This is a genomic window from Altererythrobacter ishigakiensis (assembly GCF_001663155.1).
Taxonomy (GTDB): Bacteria; Pseudomonadota; Alphaproteobacteria; order Sphingomonadales; family Sphingomonadaceae; genus Erythrobacter; species Erythrobacter ishigakiensis.
Genome location: NZ_CP015963.1, coordinates 706,432 through 724,154 on the forward strand (window position 1 = coordinate 706,432; position 17,723 = coordinate 724,154).

The 17,723-nt window shown below is 57.5% G+C and carries 14 protein-coding genes; 8 read left to right on the forward strand and 6 right to left on the reverse strand.

Going from position 1 to position 17,723, the window contains the following annotated elements:
• Positions 1-118 precede the first annotated feature (118 nt).
• The 6 genes from hisS to metK all read left to right on the forward strand — a co-directional run bounded on the left by hisS (position 119) and on the right by metK (position 7,007).
• Positions 119-1,366: a histidine--tRNA ligase gene (hisS, locus tag A6F69_RS03490; protein WP_067597410.1), complete on the forward strand. Its 1,248-nt coding sequence runs from the start codon at positions 119-121 to the stop codon at positions 1,364-1,366.
• On the forward strand, positions 1,366-2,433 hold the full coding sequence (prfA, locus tag A6F69_RS03495; protein ID WP_067597413.1) for a peptide chain release factor 1: 1,068 nt from the start codon (positions 1,366-1,368) through the stop codon (positions 2,431-2,433). Before hisS ends, prfA begins: the two co-directional genes overlap by 1 nt.
• Complete coding sequence (gene prmC, locus A6F69_RS03500) at positions 2,430-3,251, forward strand: peptide chain release factor N(5)-glutamine methyltransferase (protein WP_067597416.1); 822 nt, start codon at positions 2,430-2,432, stop codon at positions 3,249-3,251. Before prfA ends, prmC begins: the two co-directional genes overlap by 4 nt.
• Before the next feature lie 231 nt (positions 3,252-3,482).
• Positions 3,483-4,088, forward strand: a complete 606-nt coding sequence (locus tag A6F69_RS03505) for a DUF4167 domain-containing protein (RefSeq protein ID WP_067597419.1) — start codon at positions 3,483-3,485, stop codon at positions 4,086-4,088.
• Positions 4,089-4,130: 42 nt separating this feature from the next.
• Positions 4,131-5,723: an apolipoprotein N-acyltransferase gene (gene lnt, locus A6F69_RS03510; RefSeq protein WP_067597422.1), complete on the forward strand. Its 1,593-nt coding sequence runs from the start codon at positions 4,131-4,133 to the stop codon at positions 5,721-5,723.
• A 42-nt stretch (positions 5,724-5,765) separates the two neighbouring features.
• Positions 5,766-7,007 (forward strand): methionine adenosyltransferase, encoded by a 1,242-nt coding sequence (gene metK / locus A6F69_RS03515; RefSeq protein ID WP_067597425.1) that lies wholly within the window; start codon positions 5,766-5,768, stop codon positions 7,005-7,007.
• Here the strand turns inward: metK and A6F69_RS03520 are convergent.
• From A6F69_RS03520 to A6F69_RS03535, 4 genes are read right to left on the reverse strand one after another with little or no spacing between them, the layout of a single operon-like run.
• A complete protein-coding gene (locus A6F69_RS03520; protein WP_067597428.1) occupies positions 7,004-8,155 on the reverse strand; it encodes a CaiB/BaiF CoA transferase family protein in 1,152 nt (383 codons plus the stop codon). The genes metK and A6F69_RS03520 overlap by 4 nt on opposite strands.
• A 4-nt stretch (positions 8,156-8,159) precedes the next feature.
• On the reverse strand, positions 8,160-8,822 hold the full coding sequence (locus A6F69_RS03525; protein WP_067597431.1) for a 3-oxoacid CoA-transferase subunit B: 663 nt from the start codon (positions 8,820-8,822) through the stop codon (positions 8,160-8,162).
• Positions 8,822-9,364, reverse strand: a complete 543-nt coding sequence (locus tag A6F69_RS03530; protein ID WP_083984665.1) for a YybH family protein — start codon at positions 9,362-9,364, stop codon at positions 8,822-8,824. The genes A6F69_RS03525 and A6F69_RS03530 overlap by 1 nt, the downstream gene beginning before the upstream one ends.
• Positions 9,361-10,068: a CoA transferase subunit A gene (locus A6F69_RS03535; protein ID WP_067597434.1), complete on the reverse strand. Its 708-nt coding sequence runs from the start codon at positions 10,066-10,068 to the stop codon at positions 9,361-9,363. Before A6F69_RS03535 ends, A6F69_RS03530 begins: the two co-directional genes overlap by 4 nt.
• A 207-nt stretch (positions 10,069-10,275) precedes the next feature.
• On the opposite strand from A6F69_RS03535, the gene A6F69_RS03540 reads away from it, so the two are divergent.
• Together A6F69_RS03540 and A6F69_RS03545 are read left to right on the forward strand one after the other, a co-directional pair.
• A complete protein-coding gene (locus A6F69_RS03540; RefSeq protein ID WP_067597437.1) occupies positions 10,276-11,016 on the forward strand; it encodes a class I SAM-dependent methyltransferase in 741 nt (246 codons plus the stop codon).
• A 276-nt stretch (positions 11,017-11,292) separates the two neighbouring features.
• Complete coding sequence (locus A6F69_RS03545; RefSeq protein ID WP_067597440.1) at positions 11,293-13,644, forward strand: CDC48 family AAA ATPase; 2,352 nt, start codon at positions 11,293-11,295, stop codon at positions 13,642-13,644.
• 12 nt (positions 13,645-13,656) lie between these two features.
• Here the strand turns inward: A6F69_RS03545 and A6F69_RS03550 are convergent, their stop codons facing one another.
• Positions 13,657-14,748 (reverse strand): mechanosensitive ion channel family protein, encoded by a 1,092-nt coding sequence (locus A6F69_RS03550; RefSeq protein WP_067597442.1) that lies wholly within the window; start codon positions 14,746-14,748, stop codon positions 13,657-13,659.
• Between the two features lie 66 nt (positions 14,749-14,814).
• Positions 14,815-17,646 (reverse strand): DNA polymerase I, encoded by a 2,832-nt coding sequence (gene polA / locus A6F69_RS03555; RefSeq protein ID WP_067597444.1) that lies wholly within the window; start codon positions 17,644-17,646, stop codon positions 14,815-14,817.
• Positions 17,647-17,723 lie beyond the last annotated feature (77 nt).

The following is a 17,723-nucleotide window of genomic DNA, read 5'->3' on the forward strand; positions in this document are numbered from 1 at the left end:
GTCTCGTGTTTGCAGCGCTGCCCCTCTCCCCAAATGCAGCGCAAGATTGAATGTGAGCGGCCTTTAGCGACAGATGCGCCATTGCGAAAGCCATTCCTTGGTCGTAATCGCGCAAACCATGGGAAAGAACACTCCACAAGCTATTCGCGGCACACAGGACATTTTCGGCGCAGATGCGGAAGCTTTCGCCTTCGTGGTCGAAACCTTCGAGCGTGTGCGCAAGCTTTACCGGTTTCGCCGGGTCGAGATGCCCGTGTTCGAGAAAACCGAAGTGTTCAGCCGCGCGATCGGTGAGACGACAGATGTCGTGTCGAAGGAGATGTATTCGTTCGAAGATCGCGGCGGGGATTCGCTCACCCTGCGCCCTGAATTCACCGCAGGGATTGCGCGCGCTTTCCTGACCAATGGCTGGCAGCAGCATGCCCCGCTGAAAGTCGCAACTCACGGTCCGCTGTTCCGCTATGAGCGCCCGCAAAAGGGCCGCTATCGCCAGTTTCACCAGATTGATGCGGAGATAATCGGCGCGGCGGAACCTCAGGCCGATGTCGAACTGCTTGCAATGGCGAATCAAATTATTCGCGAACTGGGGATCGAAGGCGTAACGCTGCACCTCAACACGCTGGGCGATGCGGAAAGCCGCGATGCCTGGCGTGCGGCATTGGTCGAGCACTTCCGAGCCGTGAAGGACGAACTCTCCGAGGATTCGCAGGAGCGGCTGGAGAAAAACCCGCTGCGAATTCTCGACTCAAAGGATCGTCGCGATCAGAAATTTGTAGCTGACGCTCCGAAGATCGACGCGTTTCTGTCCGATGAAGCGAAGGCATTCTTCGAGGCGGTGACGTCTGGCTTGGATGCAGCGAGCGTCAAATGGACCCGCGCGGAAAGCCTGGTGCGCGGGCTCGACTACTATCGCCACACGGCGTTTGAATTCATTCCTGATGAAGGTTCGGAAGCGGCTGGCAAGCTCGGCAGCCAGAGCACGATCCTTGGTGGCGGGCGCTATGATGGGCTGATGGAAAGCCTAGGCGGCGCGCCGACACCTGCGGTCGGTTGGGCAGCCGGAATCGAACGGCTGGCGATGCTGGTGGGTGATCGAGAACAAGAGAGAGCCGACGTTGTCGTCGTAGTTGAGGACGATGAGATGACTGGTGAAGGTCAGGCTGCAGTTTCGGCAATCCGCAAGGCGGGACTATCCGCTGAATTCATCGCTTCAGGCGGCAAGAAAAAGCGTTTTGACAAAGCGGTCAAAGTAGGAAGTCGCGTAATCCTGGCGATGAGCGATGGGGAACGCCGGCTGCGCTATGATGAGGCGGCTGCCAACAGTGATGAATTGGCGGCCTCGCTGCGCGAGCTGAATCTCGACTAATGCAAATACCCGCGGAACGTCTTGACCAGATTGCGCATCGCTTTGCCGAGCTTGAAGCGCGCATGGCCTCGGGCACGCTCGAAGGCGAAGCCTTTGTACAGGCAAGCCGCGACTATGCCGAGCTGGAGCCGGTCGCGAAGGTCGCGGCAGACGTAAAGTCGATGCGCGAGGAGATCGCGGGCCTCGAAGAAATGCTTGGCGATCCCGAAATGAAGGCGATGGCCGAGGAAGAGCTGGCGGAGATCCGCGCGAAGCTGCCCGAAGCTGAGCGAAAACTCGCGATCGCCATGCTTCCCAAGGACAGCGCCGACAGCAAGCCTGCCATGCTGGAAATTCGTGCAGGGACTGGCGGTGACGAAGCTGCTCTATTCGCAGGCGATCTCTATCGCATGTATGAGCGGTTCGCAGCGGAGCAGGGTTGGCGGGTCGAGCCAGTCAGCATGAACGCGTCCGAAGTCGGCGGCTTCAAGGAAATCGTTGCCAATGTTACCGGCACCGGCGTCTTCGCGAAGATGAAGTTTGAAAGCGGGGTGCACCGCGTGCAGCGGGTGCCCGTGACCGAAAGCGGCGGGCGCATCCATACCTCGGCGGCGACCGTGGCGGTGCTGCCCGAACCCGATGAGGTCGATGTCGAGATCGAAGACAAAGACCTCAAGATCGATATCTACCGCGCCTCGGGCGCCGGCGGTCAGCACGTCAACACCACTGACTCTGCGGTTCGGATCACGCACCTGCCAACCGGGATTGTGGTGCAACAGCAGGATGAGCGCAGCCAGCACAAGAACAAAGCCAAGGCGATGCAGGTCTTGCGCACGCGGGTGTACGATCACTTGCGCGAACAGTCACAGGGCGAAGAAGCGGCTGCCCGCAAGGCGATGGTTGGATCGGGTGACCGGTCCGAACGCATCCGCACCTACAATTTCCCGCAGGGGCGGGTGACCGATCACCGGATTGGACTGACGTTGCACAAGCTTGACGAGGTTCTGGCGGGGCCCGGTCTGGGCGAATTGGTCGATGCGCTGATCGCCGAGGATGAAGCCAAACGCTTGGCTGCGATGACCGAATGAGCGTTGCAAACGCCCTGCGCGAAGCAACGGCAAAGCTGACAGAAACCAGCGATACTGCAAGGCTTGATGCTGAACTGCTGATGGCGCATGCCTTAGGCGTTACGCGTTCGGACATGCTTCTGAGGCACATGAAGGATGCGGTACCGGAACAATTCGTGGAACTGGCCAGCCGTCGCACAATGCACGAACCTATCGCTTACATATTGGGCGAAGCATGGTTATACGGCCGTTCATTCATCGTAACACCCGACGTACTCATCCCGCGCAGCGACAGCGAGAGCGTGATTGATGCAGGCCTTCAGGAGGCTCCTCAGGCGGCCCGGGTGCTCGATATGGGGACCGGATCAGGCGCATTGCTGCTTACGATTCTGGCTGAAACGCCTGGACTGGAAGGTGTAGGGATCGATGCATCGCTAGGGGCAGTTGCCGTTGCTGCTGCCAATGCGGGCAGGCTGGGGCTGCAAGAGCGCGCACATGTTCTGCATGCAGACTGGCACCAGCCCGGCTGGTCCGATGGCCTGGGCCAATTCGATCTCATCATTGCCAACCCGCCCTATGTCGAAACCACGGCGCAACTCGCGCCGGATGTGCGAGATTTCGAGCCTGCCAGCGCATTGTTTGCCGGCGAAGAAGGGCTTGACGACTACCTGGTGATTATCCCGCAACTGCGTCAACTGTTGACAGAAGGAGGGATAGCTGTGCTTGAGATCGGGGCTTCCCAAGCGATGCAGGTCACTCAAATTGCTGAGGAAAGCGGCTTTCAAGTGGAACTTCGGCGCGATCTGGCAGATCGCCCACGAGCGCTGATTCTCAGATAAACACTTGGCAAATGTCTTTGCGCGGGTTACCCACGAATCAGCTCCCGGTTCGCGTGGTCGCAAACCGAAGGGCTAAGCTCCACATTTTCAACCAGTTGAGCAGCGCGGATACGCCTGCGGGATCATGTGGATAGGATTGCTCCGTCCATGGACAGAGCGCACATAAAGGGGTGAGATGACCCTGCGTTACATTTTTAGACGCGTAGGGGCCTCCAAACAGGATGGAATTCCTTGAATAACAATCGCAACAATCGTCGCCGCGGTCGCGGCAACCGCAATCAGGGCGGCAAGAATAGCGCTAATCGGATTGATAGCCGGGCGCGGGGTAATGCACCGCAGCTTCTCGACAAGTACAAGAAGCTGGCACAGGATGCACAGCACAATGGTGACCGGGTGCAGATGGAATATTATCTGCAATTCGCTGACCACTATTTCCGGGTGATCGCCGACAACAAGGCGCGTCAGGAAGAAGCCAAGGCAAAACGTCAGGAAGAGCGCGGCCAATCCGGCGACGATAATGACGATGATGACGATGGCGATGATCGCGGCAAACGCAACAATCGCCGCTCGCGTGGTGGCCGTGATGACGGTCCCAGTGAAGGCAGGCGCGGCCATGAAGGTGAGAGCTCCGATCAGCCTGACGATGCGAACGAGAAGAAACAGCGTCGACCGCGTCGCAAGCCTCGCGAAGAAGCCAATGGCAGCTCTGACGGCGAAATCGATGCCGCCGTTTTGCCACCGGCAATCGCTGCGTCGGATGATGATAGTGACGAATCGCCCAAACCGCGCCGCAGACGCCGGACCTCACCAGAAGACAGTGAACAGGTTGCCGGTTAATTCCGGCTAGCCGAAATCGTCAGGAAGGGGCAGCACCGGACCATGACTGAGAAAGTCATCCGGCTGTGGGAAGCTCTCTTGGCTTGGCCGCGCCTGTTTGCCTTGCTGCTGGGCGTTGTCTCTGCGACCGCCTATCCGCCATTGGGACTATGGCCCCTGGGCCTGGCATGTTTGGTGGCGCTTACAATATTGCTACATAGATCGAATGGCTGGAAGCGGGCGACAGTGCTTGGCTGGTTATTCGGCTTCGCACACCTGACGGTGGCGAATAACTGGATCGCGACAGCCTTCACCTATCAGTCTGACATGCCCCAGTTTCTTGGTTGGCTGGCGGTGCCGCTGCTGTGCCTGTACCTCGCGGTCTATCCTGCGCTGGCGGCGCTCGCGGCGCATATGATCGCGCGCAACGGCACCGTTTGGATCAATTCGCTGGCTCTTTCCGGGGCGTGGATCGTCACCGAATGGCTGCGCAGCTGGGTGTTCACCGGATATCCGTGGCCCCCGCTTGGGATGATGTTGCTGGGCGATTTTGACAGCCCGGGCTTGGCGCTATTGCTTCCCTGGATTGGAACTTATGCGCTTTCCGGCCTTGCGATTGCATTAGCTGGAATTTTGGCTGGTCTTCTGATCGCACGGAAGTGGTGGCAAGCTGGTTTCTTGTCGACGCTTGTTGCCGCGGCGATGCTATGGCCAGCAGCACCATATTTCGACAACGAAGGCTCCACCCCATTCGTTTTGGTCCAACCACTTATTCCACAGGACGAGCGCGAAGATCCGACGAAATTTGAGGAACAGTTCGAGCGTCTGGCAGAGTTGACCATGCCGGGCCGCGATGGACCTCGCCTCGTGCTTTGGCCCGAAGCTGCGATCCCAGACTATCTAGAAGATGGCTACCCCGACCGTTACTATCGCGCGCGAACTGCCGGACGCGACCCAGGGTTTGCGCGGGCTAGGATCGGTGCACTGATCGGTGAGCAGTCGATCCTACTGTCCGGTCTCGTCCATTTGGACATAGGGCAGTCAGATGGCCGGATTCGTGCAGTCAGCGCGCGCAATGCGGTGAGCGCAATTGACGGGCGCGGTGATATATTTGCGGATTACTCGAAAGCGCATCTGGTGCCCTATGGAGAGTACTTGCCGATGCGCACGATTCTCGAGCCGCTTGGCCTTTCGCGACTCGTTGCCGGGGCAATCGACTACGTCCCAGGGCCTGGTCCGCAAACGCTGGAACTGCGGCGTTTCGGCAGGGCCGGAATTCAAATCTGTTATGAGATTGTCTTCTCAGGCCAAGTGGTCGACCGTGCCAACCGCCCGCAATTCATATTTAACCCGTCCAATGACGGCTGGTTTGGAAAATGGGGGCCGCCGCAACACCTTGGCCACGCAAGACTGCGGGCGATCGAAGAAGGACTGCCCGTGCTCCGATCCACGACAACCGGGATCAGCGCGGTGATCGATGCACATGGCATTGTGCGTGATCATGTGCCGAGCAATGTTTCTGGCCGTATTGACGGTTACGTTCCGCAGGCCAGCGCGCCGACGCTCTTTGCACAACTGGGCAATTGGCTTCCTGTAAGCTGGGCTTGTCTGCTGCTCATCGCTTCTTTTGTTGCCATGCGGAGAGCGCGCGTTTAGGAGCATGCGCAACACATAAAGAACTCTTTATACCGAGGTATCATGCGCAGCGATTTTCTCTTCACCTCTGAAAGCGTTTCCGAAGGTCATCCGGACAAGGTTTCTGACCAGATTTCCGACGCTGTCGTTGATCTGATGCTTTCGAAGGACCCGGAAGCGCGCGTTGCATGTGAGACCATGACCACCACGCAACGCGTGATCCTGTCAGGCGAAATTCGCTGCGCCCCGATGTATGACGAGAATAACGAGGATTGGGCAGTCAACGGCGGCTGGGCGCCCGGCGCGAAGGAAGAGATTGAGCAAGCCGTACGCAGCACTGTGCGCGATATCGGTTATGAGCAGGACGGCTTTCACTGGAAGACGCTGAGCTTCGAAAACCACTTGCACGGACAGTCTGCGCACATCGCTCAAGGCGTAGATGCCGGCGATGAAGGCTCGAACAAAGATGAAGGCGCCGGCGATCAAGGCATCATGTTCGGCTTTGCCTGCGATGAAACGCCTGACTTGATGCCGGCGACACTCGACTACAGCCACAAGATCCTCGAAAAATTGGCTGAAGATCGCCATTCCGGCACGGCCCCTTTTCTAGAACCTGATGCCAAGAGCCAGGTCACTCTGCGCTACAAAGATGGCAAGCCTGTTGCCTGCACCGCCGTTGTGGTAAGCACGCAGCACGCAGAGGGATATGACGAAGGCGACAAGGAAGCCGAGCTCAAAGCCTATGTGAAGGGTGTGGTTGCAGACATCCTGCCTGACGGTTTCCTCTCGGATGAAACGCAGTGGCACATTAACCCGACCGGTAGTTTCGTGATCGGCGGACCTGATGGCGACGCCGGCCTGACTGGCCGTAAGATCATCGTCGATACCTATGGCGGCGCGGCGCCGCACGGCGGTGGTGCCTTCAGTGGCAAAGACCCTACAAAGGTCGACCGTTCAGCCGCCTATATCACCCGCTATCTGGCGAAAAACGTCGTCGCGGCTGGTCTTGCCAAACGCTGCACGATCCAGATCGCCTATGCGATTGGCGTTTCGGAGCCGCTGTCGCTCTATGTCGATACTCATGGTACCGGGACAGTCGGTGACGACCAGCTTGAGGCGGCCATTAAGTCGATCGGCAAGCTGGGCGGCCTGACCCCCCGCGCGATCCGCACGCATCTGGGACTTAACAAGCCAATCTATCGCAAGAGCGCGGCCTATGGCCACTTTGGCCGTACGCCAGAGGGTGATTTGTTCCCTTGGGAGCGGACCGATCTGGTTGAAGATTTGAAGGCAGCGTTGGCTTAGCCGTCTTCGCCCAGAATTGGCGATGGTCGGTCCAGTGCCAGCTCTGCACCGGAGAAATTGAACGGGCTGCGCACACCGGGCATCCCGCCGAGGTCTACGCGCAACCCGCGCGCGGCGACTTGCGGGTCGGCAAACACTTCATCCAGATTGTTGATTGGCCCGGCAGGAACGCCTGCTGCGTGACACGCTTCAATCAAGTCTGACTTGCTCCATTGCGCACTTGCCTTGGCGATTTCCGCATCAAGAGCAGCGGCGTTCTCGACCCGCAAACCATTGGTCACGAAGCGAGCGTCCTGCGTCAGCTCGTCACGCCCCATCAACGTCATCAGCTTGGCAAACAGCCGATCATTGGCAGGGGCCAGGATTACATGCCCGTCGCTGACCGGGAACACGCCATAGGGCGCAACTTGCGCATGCGCATTGCCCATGCGCGGCGGATTCTCCCCGGATGTGAGATAGTAGGTTGCTTGATTTGACAGCAGCGCGACCGAGCAATCAAGCAGCGACATATCGACTTGTTGCCCTTTGCCGGTGCGCTCGCGCATCAGCAGCGCTGCTTGAATGGCATTGGCGGCCCAGACACCGGTTGACAGATCGGAGACGGAAATGCCCATTTTGACCGGCGCGCTATCCGGCTCTCCGGTCAGCGACATGAAGCCGCTCATACCCTGGATCACAAAGTCATATCCGGCCTCATGCGCGCGAGGGCCGTCGTGTCCAAAGCCGGTGATCGAGCAATAGACGAGGCGGGGGTTGTTTTCGGCAAGGCTGGCATAGTCGAGCGCGAACTTGTCGAGCGAGCCGGATTTGAAATTCTCAATCACGACATCGGCATCTGCGGCGAGCTGCTTCACCCTCGCCAGATCGTCTGGACGCTTGAAATCTGCGACGATCGAACGCTTGCCGCGATTGCACGCGTGGTAATAGGCCGCCTCACGATGGACTTTGCCATCCGGTCCCTCGCGCTCGACCCAGGGCGGTCCCCATAGCCGCGTTCCATCGCCTTCCGGGCTTTCCACCTTGATGACGTCCGCCCCAAGATCAGCCAGAATCTGCCCAGCAAATGGGCCGGCCAGCACGCGCGCGAGCTCCAGCACTTTCAGCCCTGCCAGCGGAGCGTTCGGATTACGAGGCCGGTCGAGCCACACAGTGCTATCCGCCTAAAGCGACTTCGTAACTTGCGGTGGTCAGCGCCGCCACATCCCCTTCGGTCACGCCCGGTGCCAGCTCGATCAGCCGGAATGGGCTGTCGTGATCCTTACGGTGGAACACACCCAGATTGGTGATGATCATGTCGACCACATTGGTCCCTGTCAGCGGCAGTGTGCATTCAGGGATGAATTTGGGATCGCCCGCCTTGCTCGCTTGATCCATCACCACGATGATCTTCTTGACGCCCGCGACCAAGTCCATCGCGCCGCCCATGCCTTTGATCATCTTGCCCGGGATCATCCAGTTGGCGATGTCGCCATTCTCGGCCACTTCCATAGCGCCAAGCACTGTCAGGTCGATGTGCCCCCCACGGATCATCGCAAAGCTGGTTGCGCTGTCGAAATAGGCGCTGTGGGGAAGTTCGCTGATCGTTTGCTTGCCCGCATTGATCAGGTCGGGATCGACTTCATCGTCGTAAGGAAATGGGCCAATGCCTAACATGCCGTTCTCGCTTTGCAGCGTCACATGCATGCCATCAGGTATGTGATTGGCGACCAGCGTCGGAATGCCGATGCCAAGGTTGACGTAATAGCCGTCTTCCAGCTCTTGCGCCGCACGTGCGGCCATCTGGTTGCGGTCCCAACCTTTTGCTTCAGTGGTCATCAGTTGGCCTCCTTCGCCGCAAGATCGGCCGGCACAGGCAATTCGTCATTGGCCGCTTGCCATAGGATCGAGAAGACTTTCCAGCCATCCTCGGTCTTGACCAGTTGGAAGCTGTTGATGCCCGTGACGAACACTGGGCCATCGGCACTGCCGGTACGTCCTTCGTATGCGGACCAGACCTGTGCCAGATTACCAAAAATCTCGATCCGGTTGCCGGTTTCGATTTCGAAGAAGCCCTGCTCAAGCAGAAAAGGTTCGGATCGCTCAATATAGCCGTCAATGTCATGAGAGCGATGACCATTGGGTCCGATTGGAGTCAGCCGTGCGTCTTCAGTCATGAGGCTGCGCATGCGATCCCAGTCCCGCGGCGCACCGACTTGGCCGGAGATCACATCATAGATGCCTTCAATGGCCGCCTGAACGGCCGCTTCTTCAGCAATCACGCCATCCTTGGCCATAGCTTCGGTTCCTTCATGATGATGGGCGTACGCCGCGCAAGCCGGAGCGACGGCAAGCGAAATTGCCAGAGAAAGTTTCCTCATGCGCTTGCCCTTTCACGAACAGTGCGGAACTCGATCTTCTTGTCATAGGGCGCGCCCACGATCATTCGGTTCACGAACACCCCGGGTAAGTGGATGCAATCAGGGTCAAGCTCTCCAACGGGCACGATCTCTTCGACTTCAGCGATGCAAATCTTGCCGCAGGTTGCCGCCGGCTGGTTGAAATTGCGCGCAGTCTTGCGGAACATCAGATTGCCAGTCTCGTCGGCTTTCCATGCTTTCACAATCGACAGATCGGCGAAGATTCCACGCTCAAGGATATAGGTTTCGCCGTCAAAATCCTTGTGCTCCTTGCCTTCAGCAACCTGAGTGCCGACGCCAGTTTTGGTGTAGAAGCCTGGAATACCAGCGCCGCCTGCGCGCATGCGCTCAGCCAGCGTGCCTTGCGGGCAAAATTCAACCTCCAGCTCGCCGGACAGGAACTGCCGTTCGAACTCCTTGTTCTCGCCAACGTAAGAGCTGATCATCTTGGCAACTTGCTTCGTGCGGAGCAGCTTGCCGATGCCTTCATTGTCGATTCCGGCATTGTTGCTGGCAAAGGTCAGGCCGGTGACGCCGCTATCGCGGATCGCATCAAGCAGTCTTTCAGGAATTCCGCAGAGGCCAAAGCCGCCGCTAGCAATCAGCATATTATCGCGCAGCACACCTTCAAGGGCAGCGGCGGCATTTGGGTAAAGCTTTTGCATAAGCTCCTCAGGAATAGTGGAGACCCGTTTATGGCGCTGGCGCATAGCGGTTCGCTGCAAGGCTGTCATCCGCTGTATGCATCAAGCCGAGGGCAAATTACGGCGTGTTGGTCGAAAGGACAGTGCGATTAGTCGGTCACGCGTTGCGTCATGCGCAAGACTGATCGCATGTGTAGTTTGCGGTCGAATTCTTGGAGGGCGGAATACATGAGAGAATTGCTTACCGGTCTAAGCGCATTGGCAATGCTAGCTTCAAGTCCGGCCCATGCCGACAGAGTTGAGGATGCGATAGAATCGCAGGATCGCACGGATGCGGACAGAGCCTTGGACGAAGGCCGAATGCCTGCTGAAGTGCTGCATTTCGCGGACATTCAAGATGGCGAAACGGTTGCCGACTTCATGGCTGGTGGCGGGTACTATACCGCGATGATCGCTGACCTGGTGGGGCCTGAAGGAACCGTCTATGCGCTCAACCCAGCCACTTTTCACAATGAGGAAGAATGGACCGCGCGGACCGCGAGCCACTCAAACATTCGCCCGATTGCGACCGGCAATCGCGCCCTGGTGCTTCCGCCAGACAGTGTGAACACAATGTTCTCACATCTCACTTTTCATGACATCTATTGGAAGTCTGAGCGCTTCCAGATGGAACGGATCGACGAAGGCGCGATGTTGGCAAACTGGTTCGCTGCTCTCAAACCGGGCGGACAGGTGATCATTGTCGACCATGTCGGTCCGAGTGGCGATACGCGCGAAGTCGTTGACGCCTACCACCGGATCAATCCGGCGGCAGTGATCGCGGATATGGAGGCGGCGGGATTTGTCCTGGCTGGTCAGTCTGACATGCTGCGACGCAGCGATGACAATCCGACAATCAGCGTTTTCGATGCAAGTGTGCGCGGCAAAACCGATCGCTTTGTCATGAAATTTCACAAGTCAGTAAAGTAGTTAAGAGACACTTGTTGCATGTTACGCAACAAATCATGTTCTTTTCGCACTTGCGAAAAGTCATGCTGCAGTGCACATAAAGCGGGCCTTTATAGGCATCCTCTCCCAAAAACTTTTCCAGCCCGGCCATTTTGGTCGGGCTTTTTTCTTGCCTCCTACCCTCGCGCAAAGGGGGATGCTTGGCTCGCGAAAGCATAGATTGATTGCGATTGGCTGCAGAGCTTCCTAGCTTGGTTGTACCAACAGCTGAGCAAGCGAAGAAGAAGAGAGCGCCACATGGCCGATGCTGACCCCTCATCCAAGAAGCGGAACAAGAAGGAAGAAAAGTCAGTGCGCTTGCAGGTTGCGGCGGCGCGACAAGAGGAATCAGGGCAAGGGATCGCCCGGCTCCCGCGTTCCGCGTTTCAGGAACTTGGCATCACGGAAGGTGACGTAATCGAAATCACCGGCAAGCGCAGCACACCTGCGATTGCAATGGCAGCCTATGCCGAAGATGAGTCACTGGATGTGATCCGGCTCGACGGGCTTCAGCGGGGCAATGCCGAAGTGGGTTCAGGCGAGCATGTCAGAATCGTTGTGGCCGAATCGCGCCCGGCGACACGCGTGGTCTTTGCACCGGCCCAGCGCGAAATGCGCTTACAAGGTCCGGGACAAGCGCTGAAGCGCAACTTTTTCCGTCGCCCGGTTGTGGCAGGAGATCTTGTTGCGACCACTGGTCAACAGCCGGTGCAGAACATGCCGCCCGATGTTCGGCAGCTGCTCCGCGCGCCCGCATACGCCCTAACACAGATCCGCCTGTCAGTCGTTTCAACGGTGCCTAAGGGCATCGTCCATATCGACGAAAGCACCGAGGTCGAACTGCGTGCCGAGTTTGAGGAGCCGCGTGATGCCCGCGCTGTGGTCAATTATGATGATGTAGGCGGGATGTCGGACACGATTCAGGCTCTTCGCGAAATGGTTGAGTTACCGCTGCGTTATCCTGAACTTTTCACCCGGCTTGGGGTTGATCCGCCCAAGGGCGTTCTGTTGCATGGCCCTCCGGGTACAGGGAAGACCAGGTTGGCACAGGCAGTCGCAAACGAAAGCGATGCAACCTTTTTTACCATCAACGGTCCCGAAATCATGGGCTCGGGCTATGGCGATAGCGAGAAGGCATTGCGTGAAGTCTTTGAAAATGCCGCCAAGTCGTCACCCGCAATCATCTTCATCGATGAGATTGATTCAATCGCGCCGAAGCGAGACCGTGTGGGCGGTGAGGCGGAGAAACGCCTTGTTGCACAATTGTTGACGCTTATGGACGGCTTGGAAGCACGCGCGAACCTGGTCGTCATTGCAGCGACCAATCGTCCAGATGCGATTGACGAAGCGTTGCGACGTCCCGGCAGGTTCGATCGCGAGATCGTGATCGGAGTCCCTGATGAAAGCGGCAGGCGTGAGATTCTCAGCATCCATACGCGCGGCATGCCGTTGGAGGAGAAAGTTGACCTTGGTGAGCTCGCGCGCACAACCCACGGGTTTGTCGGCGCTGATCTGGCCGCGCTGACGCGCGAAGCGGCGATTGATGCCGTGCGCCGGATAATGCCCAAGCTTGATCTTGATGAACGCACGATTCCACCTGAGGTACTCGAAGAGTTATGTGTCACGCGCAAGGACTTCGTTGAGGCGTTGAAGCGCGTCCAGCCCAGCGCAATGCGCGAAGTAATGGTGCAGATGCCGCGTGTTAGCTGGAGCGATATTGGCGGGGTCAGGGATGCTATCGACAAGCTCAAGGAAGGCATTGAGCTGCCGATGAAGAACCCTGAAGCCTTTGCGCGGTTGGGGATCAGGCCAGCGAAGGGATTCCTGCTTTATGGTCCGCCAGGCACGGGCAAGACCTTGCTTGCAAAGGCTGTTGCGAAGGAAGCCGAAGCCAATTTCATTTCAATGAAGAGCTCTGACCTACTCAGCAAATGGTACGGCGAAAGCGAACAGCAGATTGCGCGAATGTTCAAACGCGCACGTGCGGTTGCGCCGTGCGTCATCTTCATTGACGAGATCGACAGCCTGGTTCCCGCGCGCGGATCAGGACAAGGAGAACCTCAAGTCACCGGCAGGGTGGTCAATACAATTCTGGCTGAACTGGACGGTCTGGAAGAATTGCAGTCGATAGTGGTGATTGGCGCAACCAATCGCCCGGGCCTGATTGATCCTGCGCTGCTGCGCCCGGGCAGGTTTGACGAGTTGGTATACGTTGGAACACCCGATCAGTTGGGCCGCGAGCATATTCTGGAAATTCACACCAAGAGTATGCCGCTTGCTAAAAATGTAGACCTCTCAAAGATTGCTGCACAAACCGAACGCTTCACCGGCGCAGATCTGGAAGATGTGGTCCGAAGGGCCGGGCTTAACGCGTTGCGCCGCGTTGGCCGCGACGTCCGCGAAGTAGCGATGGAAGATTTTTCCGAAGCATTGAAAGATTCACGTGCGACTGTAACGCCTCGGATGGAGGCGGAGTATCGCAAGATGAGTGGCGAACTGAAGAAACGCGCGAAGGAAGTTCAACAGATCGGATTTGTGCATGAAGGCATGGTCGAATCGACGCGCGCTTCAAAGCATGGCAGTTCGCCCGAAGAAAGTGGGATCGAATAGGAAACCGGCGACTTAGGGTTCGCCTGCCTTTGGGTGCCCTTTCGGTACTTCCAGTCGATGCCGGATCAGGGCCTGCTCCTGATTCTCCCGGATCCATTTGAGCATATGTTCGCGAAGATCACATCGCAGCTGCCAAAGTTCGCCAATAGTATTGGCGCTGACCGATAGTCGCAGCTCGATGCTTTCAGGATAAGCCTCTGTCATGAGCAGAGCCATGTGGCGCCCGTCGAAAAGCTCATGCGCCTGAACGAAGCGCTCAAATTCGGCTCGGATCGGTGCCACATTGGTGATCGGGTCAAGGTGCAGCATGACGGGACCGGAAAGCTTTTCATTTTCGCGTGACCAGTTCTCAAAACTGGCATCCAGGAAGCGCGAAGTAGGCACAATGATCACTCGTTCGTCCCATGTGCGAACAGTGATGAAGCTCATGCGGATTTCTTCGACGCGCCCCGCATCTCCGTCGACCTTCACCAGATCGCCGATACGCAGCGGTTCTGTGAGTGCAATCTGAAGCCCTGCGATCAGCGATTTGAGAGCTGGCTGAGCAGCGGCACCGATCGCCAGAGCAGCCAAACCTGCAGAGGCAAGCATCGTCGTGCCGATGGTGCGTACAGAGGGGATCGTGAACAGCATCAATCCGACAGTGATCACAATGATCCCAAAGGTTAGCACGCGTGACAGCACAGCGATCCGTGTGCGTCTGCTCCGCATGGAAACCGGATCATCGCTGATTTCAATCCGCGCTTCGAGCGCAGCAGTGAAGCCTTTTACCGCATTATAGGCGATCCAACCCAGCAATGCCGGGCGCAAGAACTGAGCCAAAGGTTCCCACAGCAGGCCGAGTGAAGCATCAAACTGTGCTGCGAGCGTAACGGCTATCGCAACGAAGGACCATTTTATCGGCGCGCGGATACGGCCGACAATTTCATCGTCCACGTTGCTTTCGGAAACGCGAGTGATGCGACTGATGACGTGGAACACTGCACGATAGACGAGATAAGCAATAATGACTGCGACAGCGACAATCAGGGCAGACAAGGCGACATCGTAAGCGAGGACATTCCAATCAATGTCCCAAGTGGTTGGATCCAGACCTTCAAACATTACCCGTCTCGTATGTTTGGAACCGGGATATTGCAACAAATGCCGGTGGTAGATCTCGGGGCGCGATCAATGCGCCGCATCCCAGCTTGCCCCTGTTCCAATCTCGATACCCAGCGGCACATCCAATGTCACGGAAGGCCCAGCGGCTTCAGCCATGACCCGCTCAATAACGGGTGAAGCGGCCTCAACATCACATTCAGGCAATTCGAAGACCAGTTCATCATGTACCTGAAGCAGCATCCGAATGTGACCGAGGCCTGCCTCCTCAAGCGCGGGCATCATGCGCACCATTGCACGCTTGATGATATCTGCGCTGGTGCCTTGGATCGGCGCGTTGATTGCTGCGCGTTCGCTGCCCTGGCGTTCAGCCTGGTTCTTTGAATTGATCCGCGGAAACCATGTCTTGCGACCAAAGAGAGTTTCCGAATAGCCACGCACACGAACGGTCTCTAGCGTTTCGTGGATGTAACGCTGAATGCCGGGAAAACGCTGGAAATAGGTATCGATCATCGCCTGCGCTTCTTCGGGCTCTACCTCCAGACGTCCCGCAAGTCCCCAGCGGGAGATGCCATAAAGGATGGCGAAGTTGATGGTCTTGGCGCGGGCACGGGTGTCGCGATTGACTTCGCCAAACATTTCGTTTGCGGTGCGCGCATGAATGTCTTCGCCATTGGCGAAGGCCTCTTTCAGTGTTGGCACATCGGCCATATGTGCAGCCAGCCTCAGTTCGATCTGGCTGTAGTCAGCCGCAAGCAACACATTGCCCTCTTCAGGTACAAAGGCCTCGCGGATTTGTCGCCCGATCGCCGTGCGAACAGGTATGTTCTGCAGGTTCGGATCGGTCGATGACAAGCGCCCGGTCTGCGCCCCGACCAGCGAATAACTGGTGTGCACGCGGCCTGTCTCGGGATTGATCGCTTCCTGAAGCGCGTCTGTATAAGTGGATTTGAGCTTGGCAAGCTGGCGCCATTCGAGCACCTTCTTGGCTATGTCCGCTCCTTCACTGGCCAGCTTTTCAAGCACGCTATGGTCAGTCGAATATTGCCCGCTCTTGCCTTTCCTCCCACCTTTGTACCCGAGCTTGTCGAATAGTATGTCACCCAATTGCTTGGGGCTGCCAACAGTGAACTCGGTGCCGGCCAGATCATGAATTTCGCCTTCAAGCCGAGCAGTCTCGTTGGCAAACTCTTCAGACAATTTTGCAAGGCGCGTGCGATCAACCTTGATCCCGTGTCGCTCCATCTGGGCAACGATCGGGATCAGCGGCCGATCAACCCGTTCATAGATACGTGTCCCGCCTTCCTCGCTTAGTCTTGGCTTGAGATGAGCGTGAAGCCGCCAGGTTACATCGGCATCTTCCGCGGCATATTCCGTTGCTTTGCCGAGTGGAACTTCACCAAACGGGATTTGCTTCTTGCCGGTGCCGCACACATCTTTGAACGATAACGGCTTGTGGCCAAGATGCCGCTCGGACAGTTCGTCCATCCCGTGTCCGCCTAGACCCACTTCGCCGCGCCCGGCATCCAATGTGAAGCTGATGATCATTGTGTCATCGACCGGCGCTACTTCCACGCCATAGCGCGCCAGTACATTCATATCATATTTGATGTTTTGGCCGATCTTGAGAACGGCCCCGTCCACAAGCAGCGGTTTTAGAGCTGCGATAGCTACGTCGCGGTCGATCTGTGCGGGCCTCTCGGCGAACATGTCAGTCCCGCCATGTGCGAGCGGGATATAGCACGCATCATTGGGCGCCAGCGCCAAACTAACACCCACCAGTTCTGCGCGCATCGCGTCCAGACTACTTGTCTCGGTGTCGACAGCGACAAGTCGAGCAGCTGAAGCGCGCGCGATCCATTCTTCGAGCCGTTCCATTGTCTGGACCGTTTCGTATGTGCTGCGATCCGGCGCAGGCATGTCTGGCAGCGGCTGTTTTGTGCTGCCTTCGGATGCCGAGGTGCCTTCGGTCTCTTTTTTTGCAGGATTGAGATTATTGGCGCGTTCCGGGCTGCCCTTGCCATCCCCCAGGCGACGTAGCAGCGATGTGAAGCCGTGTTTTTCCAGAAATTCGGCAAGCGGCTCTGACGGTACACCGTCGAGCTTGAGGTCATCCAGACTTTCAGGAAGATCGCAATCTTGTTTGAGTTCTACTAGGACACGGCTCATCTCCGCGGCTTCGCGTCCCTCAAGCAAACGCTCTTTGAGTTTCGATTTCTTCATCTCGGGTGCGAAATCGAGCGCGGCGGAAAGCGATCCATGCTCGCTGATCAGTTTGCTCGCGGTCTTTGGCCCGACGCCATAAATGCCCGGGATATTGTCGACACTGTCACCCATCAGCGCCAAGACATCGCCTACAAGCTCAGGCTTGACGCCAAACTTCTCTTCGACTTCGTCGATATAGATACGCTGACTCTTCATCGTGTCGAGCATATCGATGGTCGCACCATCCTTCTCGCCGACCAGCTGCATCAAATCCTTGTCAGAGGAAACGATTGTTACGTTCCAGCCCTGCGCTTGCGCTGCGCGGGCGTAGGACGCGATCAAATCGTCAGCTTCGAGCCCTTCTTCTTCTATGCAGGGAAGGCTGAAAGCGCGTGTGGCATCGCGAATCAGCGGGAATTGCGGGATCAGGTCTTCGGGCGGAGGTGGACGATTGGCCTTGTATTCGGGGTAAATTTCATTGCGAAATGACTTGCCTGACGCGTCCAGAATTACTGCAAGATGCGTAGGCCCGTCGGCTTCGTCGAGGTCAGTGGCCAGCTTCCACAGCATAGTCGTATAACCATAAACCGCGCCGACAGGCGTGCCCTCAGGATCGGTCAGCGGCGGCAGCCTGTGATACGCGCGAAATATGTACGAGGACCCATCGACGAGATAGAGATGTTGCTGCTCTGCCATAAGCGGTTGCTAGCAGTGGTTTGGCTTGCTTGTAAGCCACAGGAGGAGCGATTTTCCCACACCTATCCGGTGCGATG